We start from the raw sequence: 12,175 nt of genomic DNA, 5'->3' as shown, positions 1-12,175 counted from the left end.
GGTGATTCCGGACGAGGCGCGAATGCACCACTTCAGCCATGTGCTGCTGGCGATGGAGGCGGCGGCCTGGGATCAGGGGGTTGCGTTCGTGAATGATTACATGCTGCGCCCCGATGATCCCCAGCTGGTGGCCTTGCCGGTACACCAGCTGGAGACGGGGGATGCCTTCTACTTTACCTGCAAGCGCTCGCGGGCCCATGAGCCCGCCATCAGCCGATTGCGCCAGTGGCTGATGATGGAGACACGCCAGAGCATGCCGCTCTAGCTTGTTTCGTTACGCTCTCTTGAACTGGCTCAGCACAAATAGGCTGGTGGCGCAGACGACGACCGAAGGCCCTGCCGGAGTATCTTGATACCAGGAGAGGGTCAATCCACCCAGCACGGCGAGGCAGCCGATCAGCGCGGCAAAGCCGGCCATCTGCTCCGGTGTCTGGCTAAAGCGACGGGCGGTGGCGGCGGGAATGATCAGCAGGGAGGTGATGATCAGCGCCCCGACAAACTTCATCGCCACGGCGATCACCAGCCCGATCAGCAGCATCAATACGCAGCGCAGCACATCGACCCGGATCCCCTCTACCCGTGCCAGCTCTTCCGAGATGGTCATGGAGAGCAGGGGATCCCACAGTCGCCACAGGGTGAGCAGTACTAGCGCGCCACCGCCGTAGATCCAGAGCAGATCCATCGGTTGTACCGAGAGCAGGTCGCCGAACAGGTAGGCCATCAGATCCACCCGCACGTTATCCATAAAACTCAAGGTAACCAGACCGAGTGACAGGGCGCTGTGGGCCAGAATGCCGAGCAGGGTATCGGTCGCCACCTGCTGGTTGCGACTCATGATCACCAGCAGCATCGCCATGGCGAGGCAGCAGACCACTACCGCCAGAGTGAGATCGACCTGCAGCAGGATGCCCAGCGCGATGCCGAACAGGCAGGCGTGGGAGAGGGTGTCGCCAAAGTAGGCCATCTTGCGCCATACCACGAAGCTGCCGAGGGGGCCGGCCAGCAGGGCGATGCCGAGACCGGCCGCGAGGGCGTATAACAGAAAGCTGTCCACTTGAATGTCCTGTTGCTTGCGCTATTTGCTGTGAGCGTTGTTGCGAGAGGGCAGGCGGATGACGGGAGCCTGCGGTTCATGATGATGGTGTTCGCCGTCGCAGTGGTGATGGTGGGTATAGACCGCCAGCACCTCCTGCTCCGGTCGTCCGAACAGGCGGGCAAATTCGGGGTGGCGGGCCACGCTTTCCGGCTCGCCATGACAGCAGACGTGGCGATTGAGGCAGATCACCTCGTGGGTGCTGGCCATCACCAGATGTAGGTCGTGGGATACCATCAGCACGGCGCAATTGAACTCGGCGGCGAGCTGACCGATGAGGGCGTAGAGCTCGATCTGGCCGGTGATATCAACCCCTTGCACCGGTTCGTCCAGCACCAGCAGCTCGGGCTTGACCAGCAGGGCGCGAGCCAGCAGCACGCGCTGCATCTCACCACCCGAGAGCTTCTGCATCCGGTTTTCCAGCAATCCCTCTGCGCCCACCCGGGTCAGTGCCTCCTCGATGGAGAGGCGGCTGTTTTTGCCCAGTTGCAGGAAGCGGCGCACCGTCAGCGGCAGGGTGGGATCCAGATAGAGGCGCTGTGGCACATAGCCGACTCTCAGGTCGTGGCTGCGGGTGATCTTGCCCGAATCAGGTGTGAGCAGACCCAGCACCAGCTTGCTCAGGGTGCTCTTGCCCGCCCCGTTGGGGCCGACTAGCGTGGTGATTTTGCCTTTATTGAGGGTAAAGGAGACCTTGTCGAGCACAGAGCGTCCATCAAACGAGAGAGAGACCTCTTTCAGCTCTACCAGTTGGCTCATGACAACTCCGGGGTTTACAGCCAGTGAGAGTTATAATATAACAAAAAAGCAGCTGTTATATTATCACATACTCACCCCCTGACGAGATTCACCAATGAGAATTATTGCGCTTTTCACTGCCCTGCTGGCGGTGAGTTTGCCTGTTCGTGCCATTGAGGTACTGACCACCATCAAGCCCCTTGGCGTCATTGCCGCGGCGATCACTGACGGGGTGAGCGAGCCCAAGGTATTGCTGCCGACCGGTGCCTCTCCCCACGATTTCTCCCTGCGTCCGTCCGATATTCGCAGCATCAACAGTGCCGATCTGGTGGTGTGGGTTGGCCCCGAGCTGGAAGGTTTTATGGCCAAGCCGCTGGCCAACCATCCCCATGCTCTGGCCCTGACTCAGGTTGAGGGGATGCCGCTGTTCAACTACGCGACTCAGGATAGTCACGATTCCCATGACCATGATGATCACGATCATGCCGCCCACGAGCACGGTGACCATGATGAAGGGCATGAGGGACACCATCACGAAGGGGTCGATCCCCATATCTGGCTTGGCCCAACGCAGGCCAAAGTGATTGCCAAGGCGATCGCAAGTGAATTGGGCAAGCTGGATCCGGCCAATCAGGCTCGCTATGACGCCAACCTCGCGGCATTTGATGCCAAGGTAGATGCCAAGGACAAGGTGATTGCTGGTCAGATGAAGGCAGTGAATGAGAAGGGGTACTTTGTCTTCCACGAGGCGTATGGCTACTGGGAGCGCCATTACGGCATGAGTTCAAAAGGTCACTTTACCGTGAGCCCTGAGCGTCGCCCGGGCGCCAAGACGCTAGTGGATATCCGCAAGGCACTGGAAGAGAAGCAGGCGAGCTGCATTTATGCCGAGCCGCAATTCTCACCGGCTGTGATCGAATCGGTGGCACGCAATACCGGTGCCAAGGTGCTGTTGCTGGATGAGGTGGGTGAACAGGTGCCGCTTGGCCCGGATGGTTATCCCCAATTCATGCAACAACTGGCAGACGCATTTGCACAGTGTCGCTGATCGCCTGCTGAGCCTCTCATCCGGAGGGACTATACTGACCTCCAGCATCTGACATGGAGTGTCCGGTATGAAATGGTTGTTGATCCAGGCTTGCACGTTGGCGCTATGTTGCGCCAACGTGCAGGCTTCGCGTCTTTCCGAATATATTGCCAGTCCGGACCTGCGGGCCAAGCTGCAGGAAGTGTATGGTGGCCGCGCCATTCAACGGGCCGAGGCATTCTCTCGCCTGCTCACCCCCAGAGCGGGTACAACCGACCAGCAGAAGATCGAGCTGGTGAACAACTACTTCAACAATCTGACCTATAGCGAGGATCCCAAGCTGTGGGGAGATGAGGATTACTGGGCCAATCCGCTGGAGTTCATCGGCGCCCGGGGTGGGGATTGCGAGGATTACAGCATCTCCAAGTACTACACCCTGATGGAGCTGGGGGTGGATGAGAAGAAGCTGCGGCTGGCCTACGTCAAGGCGGTGCGTTACAACCAATTCCACATGGTGACGCTCTACTTCCCGACGCCCAAGGCTGATCCACTGGTGCTCGACAACATCAACAGCCGGATCCTGCCAGGCAGCAAGCGTACCGACCTCATTCCCGTTTACAGTTTCGATGCCAAAAGCATCTGGATCATGAAGTCACGGCGGGAAGGGACGCTGGCGGGGAGTGCCGATCGGTTGGCGCAGTGGACATCGATGAAGACCCGTTTCTCCAGCGAGCAACTGCGCTCTCCTCGTCGTCAGTTATAGCTTGCCCGCCGCCTTCAACTCATCGAAATATTTCGCCGCGCCCGGATGCTGTTCAATACTCAGCACCGGGCCGGTTTTATTGCGTGCCCGGTGAAACATATTGGCGTAGCCATAAGTCTGCTCATTGAACTTGGTCTGCTGGGTCAGCATGGCCTTGGTCAGACGATAGACAGACTCTTCCGGCATGGTGGCATTGGTAACCAGGGTGGCGGCAATGGCAAAGGTGGGAGTTGCCTTCAGATTGCCGGGGTAGATACGAGCGGGCACCTGACTACGTTGGTAATATTTGACCCCTTTGAGTAGCTGATCACGGGTGGCCCCATCGATGGGGAGGAAACTGACCGCGCAGCGTTTGGCGGTGTCGAGCACAATCCGGTTAGGATGCCCCATCACCAGTGCAAATGCGTCGATCTGCTTGCTGCAGAGCGCATCCGGCAGGTTGGCCATGCTCTTCAGATCGAGATCCTGCTCTTTCGCTCCCAAGATGTTGAACAGGGTCAGCGCCGTTTGGCGGGTTCCCGAGTTCTTCAACCCCATGTCGATGGGGGCGAGCTTGAGCTGCTCCAGTGATGTGATATCGCCGTCGGCACGGATCACTATGGTGAATGGCTCGGCATGGGTGGCAAACAGGGCGCGCAGCTCAGGTTGCGGCTGGGTGGTAAAAGGGCCCAAGCCCCGGCTTGCCTGATATAGCCAGTCTGACTGCACCATGGCGTAGGAGGTCTCGCCACTCTTCAGCCGCTTCAGGTTTTCTATTGAACCCGATGAGCTCTGCAATGTGCACGCAAGTTGCTCATCGACCTCATGGGCCAGACGGCAAAACTCTTTGGTTATCTGGTGATAAATCCCCTGCTCACCCCCGGTGGTGATAGTGACGGTTTCAGCCATCAGGCCGGGTTGCCACAGCAGGGGCAACAGCATGGCGAGCTTCTTCATGATTGCGCCTCCTTGGCATAACCATCGATACCCCAGGTCCGCAGTTTGTCGATGTCGCGACACTCTCCCGATTCTGCCAGCAGGGTATAACCGGCGGCATGCATGGTTTGGGAGAGCAGATTCCAGTAGAGCGGCGCATCGGTCAGCTGACAGCTGATAAAGATGGGATTGAGCGGGTCAAGTTGATTGAAGGTATCCGCATTGAGGGGAATGGCGCTGAAAGCGAGCTCACACCCCTGTTCCTGCAACGCAGCCAATGTGGCTTGGCCGTGGGCGGGAAAGGTGACCACATCCCAGCGCCAATCCAGTGTTTTGCCGCGGCCCTGGCTTAGCAGAGGGGCGATCTCGGACCATTGCGGGTGATTGAGCAGGGAGAGGGGCAGCAAGACCCCTTCTATATGAGAGTGCTGCCACTGTTGCAGGGTGCTCTGGATGGTTGCGAGATCGCTGTCGGCACCGAGGGGCTGACTGGGCAAGAAACGCTGATAGAGCGCGATCTCCCCTTGTGTGGAGACAAATTTTTGCAGTTGCCCGCCTTCCGGCAATGGGCTCACTCCTTGCAGCGGCTGTGGGGTCGTCAGTGGCAGCTGTTTTCCCAGCTGGGTGATTTTGAGTCGTTGTTGCAGCAGATCCCGTTTGCGTTCGGAAACCAATTGGTTGATGGAAAGTGCCACTTCTTTGAGGTCTTGCAACCAGGGAGTGGGCAGGGTGCTGTTGAACTGGTGTTTGCGGATACGGATCAGCTGCAGGTTGATCTGCTCCAGGGGCTGCAGCAGGCGTTTGCACACCAGGGAGATGATCAGGGTAAATACGATGAGGCCCGCCAGCAGCGCCAGACCGGTGCGACTGATGGCATTCCACAGATGCTGATAGGCGTAGCCGCTATGTCCTTCAAGGGTCAGAGTGCCCAGCATGCGCCAGCCATCGGTCAACTCTTGCTCAATTTTGACGGGGGGCATGCCGATAACCGAGGGAAGCCAGCCGGGGACATTTTGTTGGGTAGAGTGGAATGCCTTCTGAAACAGTACCTGACCATCCGGATCCACCAGAATGACCGAGCTGACGAAACCGCCATCAAACATGGCATTAACGATGGTCTCGGCCAGTACATTGTCGTCATTGAGCAGGGTTCCTTGCAGCACCAGCCCGAGAGCGGTGATGGCGGTTTCCAGGTTGGCTGACATCTGGTCGAGGATGGATTGGCGGACCGTCGTGACTTCCAGTGCAAACAGCAGCGCTGCACCGATCAGGAACAGGACGACAATTATTCTTATTAACAGTTTCGCTAACGACATATCCACTCCATGGAAAAGTTATCGCAACATTTCAGGTTTCTATTCAGTATCGAATCCGACCCGGTTCTTAAAAATAGGAAAAAATGGTTAAAAAAGACGATCATTTCTGCCCATCCGGGCGGGTTATGCATAAAATGTGAGGTTCATGCAGATTGTGATGAACTATTTGTAACTATTTGTGTCCAACAAACAGTTTTATACGGTTTTGTCACAACTGACATCGCAACTCACACTCTTTAGATCTAAATACAGGATAGCGGATGAAACGTCTCCGTCCCTTGGTAGTACAGGCTGCCAATTGGGAACCACCGGTTCCCCGCAAACACTTTTACGCCATGCTGATGCTGACGGCCATGACCCTGTCAGCAGTGGCATTATTGCCAGCTCCGGGTGACATCCTCGAGCGGCCGCTGCGTCTTGAGTTGCCCATTGATACCGCAGGTACGGCAACCAACGAAAACAACACCGACTTTAACGAAATTCCCGATCACGAACTGGTTGATCAGAGTGCGCCGGATGACGACATCCCGGTTGACACCACTCCCCAGTGGCAGGATTACCGGGTCCGCAACGGCGAAAACCTGACCGCCATTTTTAACAATCTCGGTCTCTCCACCACCACCCTCTACAAGGTGCTGGACGCCGATAACAAGAATTATCTGGCGCGCCTCAAGCCGGGCCAGAATATCGAGCTGCTGATCGATCAGGACAACATCCTGCAGCAACTCAAAATCCGCCTGAACATCAAGCAGACGCTGGTGATGGCGCGCAGCGATGATGCCTATACCGCCTCGATGATCAATGAGAAGGTCGAGTGGCAACCGCAGCGTTACAACGGCGTGATCAACGGCAGCTTCTATGTCAGTGCCCGCAATGCGGGGATTCCGGCCAACCATATCCAGAAAATTGCCAACCTGTTCCAGTGGCGAATGAATTTCGCCAAGGATCTGCAGAAGGGCGACAAGTTCAAAGTGCTGGTACGCCAGGAGACGGTGGAAGGCAAGAGCACTGGCAACAGCCAGCTGCTGGGTGTGGAAGTGACCAGCCAGGGCAAGACGGTGTCGGCCTGGCTCTCCGATGACGGCAACTATTACGACGGTCAGGGCAACAGTCTGGAGCGCGGATTCCGCCGCTACCCGACCCATAGCCGCTATCGGATCAGCTCCAATTTCAACCCGGCGCGCAAACATCCGGTAACCGGTATGGTGCGTCCTCACGAGGGCACCGACTTCGCAGTGCCGGTGGGCACGCCAGTGCTGGCGACCGGTGATGGTATCGTCCAGAAGGCAACCAGCCACCCGCTGGCGGGCACTTATATCGTCATCAAGCATGGCCGTACTCTCTCTACCCGTTATCTGCACCTGAGCAAGCTGCTGGTCAAAACCGGTCAGCGAGTGAAGATGGGCGACAAGATCGGCCTCTCCGGCAACACAGGTCGCTCGACCGGTGCTCACCTGCACTACGAGCTGCGGATCAACAACCGCCCAGTCAATGCCATGACCGCCAAGCTGCCGATGGCTGAACCCCTGAGCGGCAAGGAGCGTCGTCAGTTCCTTGCCAAGGTGAAGAGCTATCGCAAAGAGCTGGCCGCGGGTTGATTCCTGTCGTCACAGCCTGAAATGAAAGGCCCCGCCAGATTGGCGGGGCCTTTTTACATGCGCCGTGAGGGTTAGTAACCCTTGTCGAAGTCGATTTTGCCATCCAGTGGCTGGCCATCGATAAAGCGGATGTAGTTGCGCACAAAGATCTGGGCTACATCATCCGGGAAGCTGTAGGCGCTGTTGTGGGGGGTGACGATGAGGTTGGGTTGGCCCCAGAGTGGACTGTCGGCGGGCAGCGGCTCCTGCTCGAACACATCCAGCACTGCCATCGCCAGCTTGCCGGTACGCAGTGCGGTGAGCAGATCGCCAGAGTGCACGGCGCTGCCACGACCGACGTTGAACAGGATGGCGCTCGGTTTGCAGTGTTCGAAGCGGGCGGCATTGAACAGATGACGGGTATCGCGGGTGGCTGGCAGCACGCTGACGATGACATCGGCCTGCGCCAGCATCTTGTTGAGCGCAGGTAGTTGATAAACCTGATCAAACCCGGCTCGCTCCCGACCGCTGCGGCTGATGCCCAGCACCTTCATGCCAAAATGTTTGCCGGTGTGGGCGATATGCTGGCCAATACTGCCGGTCCCCAGGATCAGCATGGTGCGCCCCTTGAGGCCCTGATAGGGATGGCTTTGCCACAGTCGCTGTTTCTGCTGCTCCCGATAAAGGGGAATTTGGCGCATCAGGCTGAGCAGATGACCAAAGACATACTCGCTCATCAGCGGGCCGAAGATACCGCGTACATTGGTGAGTTGATAATCACGGCGACTGTCAGGGTCGAGCAGCACATCGACTCCCGCATAGGTGGACTGGAACCAGCTCAGCTTGTTGGCTTTGGGCAGCAGCGGTTTGGCGCGGGCCGGTTCGGCCATCAGAATATGGGCTTCGCCGATCAGCTTCTCGGCATCGCTCTGGTTATCGGCGCGCAGAATGCGCAGATGGGGGAGGTTGGCGGCCTTGAGCAGCCGTTCGTAGTGAGCATTATCCTGGCTGAGCAAAAGAAGGGTACGTTGGCTCATACTCTTGTTCCTTATCAGAATTTGCGGCGCAACAAGATGCCGCTCTCGACCCATCTTACCTTACTTCATATCGCAACATAGCCAACCAGGGCGCTTTTTCGTTTTCGCCGCGCGCCTCGTGGGCTACAATCTGCCCCACATTTTGCAAAGGATCCGACTCCAGTGTTTGGTGACAAGTTTTATAAGCGACTGGCCGAGCTACAGCCTTGGCAACAGACCGTCTACACCCTGGCGCTGGCAGAGCGCATGTACCCCAACTATGCCCTGTTCTGTCAGGCCTCCGGCTTTGGCAATGCTGGTGCTTTCCGGCATGCGCTGGATCAGATGTGGGTCTACCTCACCGTCAAGGGATCCCGGGTCAATCTGGGTGCCATTCTCGAAGAGTTCGAGTCTCACATTCCGGATCCCCGCAAGTTTGAATCCTACGGTGCCTATCCCGCGCTGGATGCCTGTGTTGCGCTGGGCTGCGCCTATAACTCGGTGATCTGCCGGGTTGGTGAAGAGGCCAACGATGCCAGCCATGCGTCAGTCGGTACCGTGGCCGGTTTTATCGAGCTGCTGGAAGAGCGGGATCTGACCGAAGAAGAGCTCTACGAGCACGAGTACATGGAAGCCGAACTGGAGTTCCAGGTTGAACTGCTCAAGCGGGTTGCCCATGAGCGCGACAGCGATCGAATCCTGGCCATCAGAGCATTCGCCTCTCAGGATGGCGTCTCCAATATCGGGATCAGCCTGGAAGAGTAATTCTCTGCGGCCCCTGATCGAAAAAAGCTCCCGTTCGGGAGCTTTTTTTATGCCTGAAATTGTTCAGCAGCTTATGCCTGCTCTTCGGTGAGGGGTCTGACGCTCAGCACCGGGGCGGCATCGATTTCGTCTGCATTCATCATGGATGAGATGCGTTGCAGGGAGGAGAGCAGCAGGGTCTGCTCCCAGATTTCAAGGGATTGAAAACGTTGGATAAAGCGCTCTTGCAGCGGGGTGGGAGCTTGGGCCAGCAGGGCGCGGCCTGCGTCAGTCAGTGTCGCGTGAACCTTGCGCTTGTCGGTATTGCTGCGAACGCGCTGCACCAGTTGACGGCTCTCCAATCGGTCCATGATGGTGGTGGCGGTGGCCTGGCTCATGTTGGTGTGATCGGCCAGCTGACGCATGGAGATCTGTCCCAGCTCGTCGATCCCTTTGAGCAGCAAGAGTTGCGGAGAAGTTAGCCCGGCTTCTTTGATCAAGCGCCTGGAGTGCATGTCGATGGCACGAATAATCTGGCGCAGGGCGACCAGCACTTCATCATGTTTTTCCATGGGGTGTGCGTCATTGGAAGGCTATGGAGAGGCGCAAAATTTTCCGCCTAATTCGTCACAAGGTCAATATGGTTTTTGTTGTAATAATTTCTGCTCTAACTAATTTTGTGTTAGGTTGACGGGCATTTCACGGAATTCACCCTGACATTTGAGGAGCGAAATGATGAATGACGAGCTGGATATCAAGTCTCTGGTGGCCGAGTTACGTGTGGTCAGAGTGCGCTATGAACTGCCGGATACCTCGGCTTTTGTGCGCTATCAGCCTGCCTATGATGAAGACCCCAACAACCTCAAGGTACACCACTATGATGGTGAGTTACCCCTCTCTTGCAGTGAGACAGGTACTTTCAACCTAAAGGAGTTGGTGAATGAATTGCGCTACGCCTATGTGCTGGTGCACCTCTTTCCTGACGAAAGTGCCATGAACTTCTATCTGACCGGCCTCGATACCGGCCTGGCCCAGCTGGAGTTCATCGGTGGCTCTTACGACTTCAATCGCCTCTGGATCACCAGCGGTATCTCCAATCTGGGCGTCCCCATGGCGATCTTCCTTGGCAAGCGTCACGCCGTGAATGGCCAGCCCTCGGTTTCGCTGGTGGATCACCGCGAACAAGCAGCTGGCAAGATGGTCTATCGCGCCATCGGCGGTGCCGGTGATCATGTAGGCGAAGACTTTTTCAACAACGACTAAGGAGGCTGGATGCGAGCAAGCAAAGGGCTATTGAAAGGCCTCAACCCGACCATGGCCATGACGGCCCTCACCGTGATCACCCTGTTTTTGCTGTTTGGCGTATTTGTTCCCGATACCGCGGCCGCCTGGTTTGTCGGTGCCAAGGATCAGATCATTGCCGGGTTCAAGTGGTACTACATTCTGGTCGTTGCCCTGTTCCTGTTCTTCGCTGTCTACCTGATGTTCAGCCGTTTTGGCAGCATCCGACTGGGTGACGACGACCAGGTACCGGAGTTCGGCTACTTCGCCTGGTTCTCCATGCTTTTTAGCGCGGGCATGGGTATCGGTCTGGTGTTCTGGAGCATCGCCGAGCCGATGAACCATCTGCAGGGCAATCCATTCATTACCGAAGGGATGACCCCGGAAGCGGCCCAGATCGCCATGCGTCTCACCTTTTTCCACTGGGGTCTGCACCCCTGGGCTATCTATGTGATCGTCGGCCTGTCGCTGGCCTTCTTCAGTTATCGCCGCAAGTTGCCGCTGGCTATTCGTTCTGTGCTTTACCCGATTCTTGGCGAGCGGATCTACGGCTTCTGGGGCCATGCGGCCGATGTGCTGGCAGTGTTTGGCACCGTGTTCGGGGTGGCAACCTCCCTCGGGCTGGGGGTCTCCCAGATGAATACCGGCCTCAACCAGATGTTCGGCATGGCAGTGTCGCAGTCCAACCAGCTCTGGCTGATTGGTGGCATCAGCCTGATCGCCACCCTGTCGGCAGTCTCCGGGGTCGGGCGCGGGGTGAAGATCCTCTCCGAGCTCAATATCTGGCTGAGCGTGTTCGTACTCGCTCTCTTTCTGGTGCTGGGGCCGACCACCTATATCCTCAACGCCTATGTACAGAACATCGGTGATTACCTGCAGAACATCGTCAAACTGAGCTTCTGGACCAACACCGAGGCCAACGGCACTTCGGCCTGGCAGTCGAGCTGGACGGCGTTTTACTGGGGCTGGTGGATTGCCTGGGCGCCGTTTGTCGGCATGTTTATCGCCCGCATCTCCAAGGGGCGTACCATCCGTGAGTTTGTGCTCGGCGTGCTGCTGGTGCCCTCGCTGCTTGGCATGTTCTGGCTCACCGTGTTTGGCGGCACGGCGATGAATCTTGAGCTGTTTGGTGGTGGCGGCGTGGTCGCTGCGGTCAATCAGGATGTGACGCTGGCGCTCTACAAGACGGTCGAGCTGCTGCACTGGGATACCTTCGGCTGGATCGCCAAGGCCGTGCTGACCCTGCTCATCTGCACCTACTTCATCACCTCCAGTGACTCGGGCACGCTGGTCATCACCACCCTGCTCTCCATCGGAGATCAGGAGCCGCCGGTGCTGCACCGCGCCATCTGGGGGCTGGGACAGGGGCTGGTTGCCGCCATCCTGCTGGTCTCCGGCGGCCTGGCAGCCTTGCAGGCGGCCAGCATCATAGCGGCACTGCCCTTCTCGGTGATCATGCTGGCGATGTGCTATTCGCTGATGCTGGGGCTCAAGCAGGAGAGCCAGCGCCAGTTCGAGTATCGCCAGAACCTCAAGCGCCACGATGGCTCATCCCATATGAGCCTGATGGAGCGAATTGGTCCGGCATAACGGCACCAGCAGGGGTTAGCGCCTCTCATATATAAATCTGGATGCAAAACGGCCGCCCTGGCGATGCTCTCCTTGCGGAGCTCATCATCAGGGCGGCCGTCTGTTATGGGGCCTA

12 protein-coding genes and 1 pseudogene are annotated in these 12,175 nt (G+C 57.6%); 7 read left to right on the top strand and 6 right to left on the bottom strand.

The genetic code is table 11. The annotated features are described in order from the left end of the window. A pseudogene (locus DBR30_RS21480) lies at positions 1–265 on the top strand (LysR substrate-binding domain-containing protein); the annotation flags it as partial. A gap of 9 nt (positions 266–274) precedes the next feature. On the opposite strand, the gene znuB reads toward DBR30_RS21480, so the two are convergent. Further along, positions 275–1,054 carry a zinc ABC transporter permease subunit ZnuB gene (znuB, locus tag DBR30_RS00990; protein WP_005354863.1) on the bottom strand — a complete coding sequence of 260 codons (780 nt, stop codon included), beginning with the start codon at positions 1,052–1,054 and terminating at the stop codon, positions 275–277. A gap of 21 nt (positions 1,055–1,075) precedes the next feature. After that, on the bottom strand, positions 1,076–1,852 hold the full coding sequence (gene znuC, locus DBR30_RS00985) for a zinc ABC transporter ATP-binding protein ZnuC (RefSeq protein ID WP_108541234.1): 777 nt from the start codon (positions 1,850–1,852) through the stop codon (positions 1,076–1,078). Positions 1,853–1,946: 94 nt separating this feature from the next. Here znuC and znuA point away from each other — a divergent pair, with 94 nt between their 5' ends. Both znuA and DBR30_RS00975 read left to right on the top strand, forming a co-directional pair. After that, positions 1,947–2,879: a zinc ABC transporter substrate-binding protein ZnuA gene (gene znuA / locus DBR30_RS00980; RefSeq protein WP_108541235.1), complete on the top strand. Its 933-nt coding sequence runs from the start codon at positions 1,947–1,949 to the stop codon at positions 2,877–2,879. A gap of 67 nt (positions 2,880–2,946) precedes the next feature. Next, positions 2,947–3,621 carry a transglutaminase-like cysteine peptidase gene (locus DBR30_RS00975; protein WP_021231714.1) on the top strand — a complete coding sequence of 225 codons (675 nt, stop codon included), beginning with the start codon at positions 2,947–2,949 and terminating at the stop codon, positions 3,619–3,621. On the opposite strand, the gene DBR30_RS00970 is transcribed toward DBR30_RS00975, so the two are convergent. Together DBR30_RS00970 and DBR30_RS00965 are read right to left on the bottom strand one after the other, a co-directional pair. Then, positions 3,616–4,557 carry a TAXI family TRAP transporter solute-binding subunit gene (locus DBR30_RS00970; RefSeq protein ID WP_108541236.1) on the bottom strand — a complete coding sequence of 314 codons (942 nt, stop codon included), beginning with the start codon at positions 4,555–4,557 and terminating at the stop codon, positions 3,616–3,618. The genes DBR30_RS00975 and DBR30_RS00970 overlap by 6 nt on opposite strands. Next, on the bottom strand, positions 4,554–5,852 hold the full coding sequence (locus DBR30_RS00965) for a LapD/MoxY N-terminal periplasmic domain-containing protein (protein ID WP_108541237.1): 1,299 nt from the start codon (positions 5,850–5,852) through the stop codon (positions 4,554–4,556). The genes DBR30_RS00970 and DBR30_RS00965 overlap by 4 nt, the downstream gene beginning before the upstream one ends. A 260-nt stretch (positions 5,853–6,112) precedes the next feature. Here DBR30_RS00965 and mepM point away from each other — a divergent pair, with 260 nt between their 5' ends. Continuing rightward, positions 6,113–7,450: a murein DD-endopeptidase MepM gene (mepM, locus tag DBR30_RS00960; protein ID WP_005354854.1), complete on the top strand. Its 1,338-nt coding sequence runs from the start codon at positions 6,113–6,115 to the stop codon at positions 7,448–7,450. Between the two features lie 71 nt (positions 7,451–7,521). Here mepM and DBR30_RS00955 read toward each other — a convergent pair whose 3' ends face one another. Then, entirely contained in the window at positions 7,522–8,466 is a 945-nt protein-coding gene (locus tag DBR30_RS00955; RefSeq protein ID WP_100645053.1) for a D-2-hydroxyacid dehydrogenase, read from the bottom strand. Between the two features lie 162 nt (positions 8,467–8,628). Between DBR30_RS00955 and DBR30_RS00950 the strand changes: the two genes are divergently transcribed. Beyond that, a complete protein-coding gene (locus tag DBR30_RS00950) occupies positions 8,629–9,210 on the top strand; it encodes a YjaG family protein (protein ID WP_021231718.1) in 582 nt (193 codons plus the stop codon). Positions 9,211–9,281: 71 nt separating this feature from the next. Here the strand turns inward: DBR30_RS00950 and DBR30_RS00945 are convergent, their stop codons facing one another. Continuing rightward, positions 9,282–9,761, bottom strand: coding sequence for a MarR family winged helix-turn-helix transcriptional regulator (locus tag DBR30_RS00945; protein ID WP_108541238.1), 480 nt, complete (start codon positions 9,759–9,761; stop codon positions 9,282–9,284). A 163-nt stretch (positions 9,762–9,924) separates the two neighbouring features. Here DBR30_RS00945 and DBR30_RS00940 point away from each other — a divergent pair, with 163 nt between their 5' ends. Further along, positions 9,925–10,452 carry a hypothetical protein gene (locus DBR30_RS00940; protein WP_108541239.1) on the top strand — a complete coding sequence of 176 codons (528 nt, stop codon included), beginning with the start codon at positions 9,925–9,927 and terminating at the stop codon, positions 10,450–10,452. A gap of 9 nt (positions 10,453–10,461) precedes the next feature. After that, on the top strand, positions 10,462–12,060 hold the full coding sequence (locus tag DBR30_RS00935) for a BCCT family transporter (protein WP_108541240.1): 1,599 nt from the start codon (positions 10,462–10,464) through the stop codon (positions 12,058–12,060). The last annotated feature ends 115 nt before the right edge of the window (positions 12,061–12,175 follow it).

Origin of the sequence: Aeromonas sp. HMWF017, assembly GCF_003061465.1 — a bacterium.
Taxonomy (GTDB): Bacteria; Pseudomonadota; Gammaproteobacteria; order Enterobacterales; family Aeromonadaceae; genus Aeromonas; species Aeromonas veronii.
The sequence above is the reverse complement of the archived record's forward strand: the minus strand, read 5'-3'. Positions and strand labels throughout refer to the sequence as shown.

What these genes read in the sequence shown, in the direction of transcription:
- DBR30_RS00965 (WP_108541237.1), bottom strand. Translation starts at nt 5,852, where the DNA reads ATGTCGTTAGCGAAACTGTTAATAAGAATAATTGTCGTCCTGTTCCTG.
- znuA (WP_108541235.1), top strand. Translation starts at nt 1,947, where the DNA reads ATGAGAATTATTGCGCTTTTCACTGCCCTGCTGGCGGTGAGTTTGCCT.
- DBR30_RS00935 (WP_108541240.1), top strand. Translation starts at nt 10,462, where the DNA reads ATGCGAGCAAGCAAAGGGCTATTGAAAGGCCTCAACCCGACCATGGCC.
- DBR30_RS00940 (WP_108541239.1), top strand. Translation starts at nt 9,925, where the DNA reads ATGAATGACGAGCTGGATATCAAGTCTCTGGTGGCCGAGTTACGTGTG.
- DBR30_RS00955 (WP_100645053.1), bottom strand. Translation starts at nt 8,466, where the DNA reads ATGAGCCAACGTACCCTTCTTTTGCTCAGCCAGGATAATGCTCACTAC.
- mepM (WP_005354854.1), top strand. Translation starts at nt 6,113, where the DNA reads ATGAAACGTCTCCGTCCCTTGGTAGTACAGGCTGCCAATTGGGAACCA.
- DBR30_RS00975 (WP_021231714.1), top strand. Translation starts at nt 2,947, where the DNA reads ATGAAATGGTTGTTGATCCAGGCTTGCACGTTGGCGCTATGTTGCGCC.
- DBR30_RS00970 (WP_108541236.1), bottom strand. Translation starts at nt 4,557, where the DNA reads ATGAAGAAGCTCGCCATGCTGTTGCCCCTGCTGTGGCAACCCGGCCTG.
- DBR30_RS00945 (WP_108541238.1), bottom strand. Translation starts at nt 9,761, where the DNA reads ATGGAAAAACATGATGAAGTGCTGGTCGCCCTGCGCCAGATTATTCGT.
- znuC (WP_108541234.1), bottom strand. Translation starts at nt 1,852, where the DNA reads ATGAGCCAACTGGTAGAGCTGAAAGAGGTCTCTCTCTCGTTTGATGGA.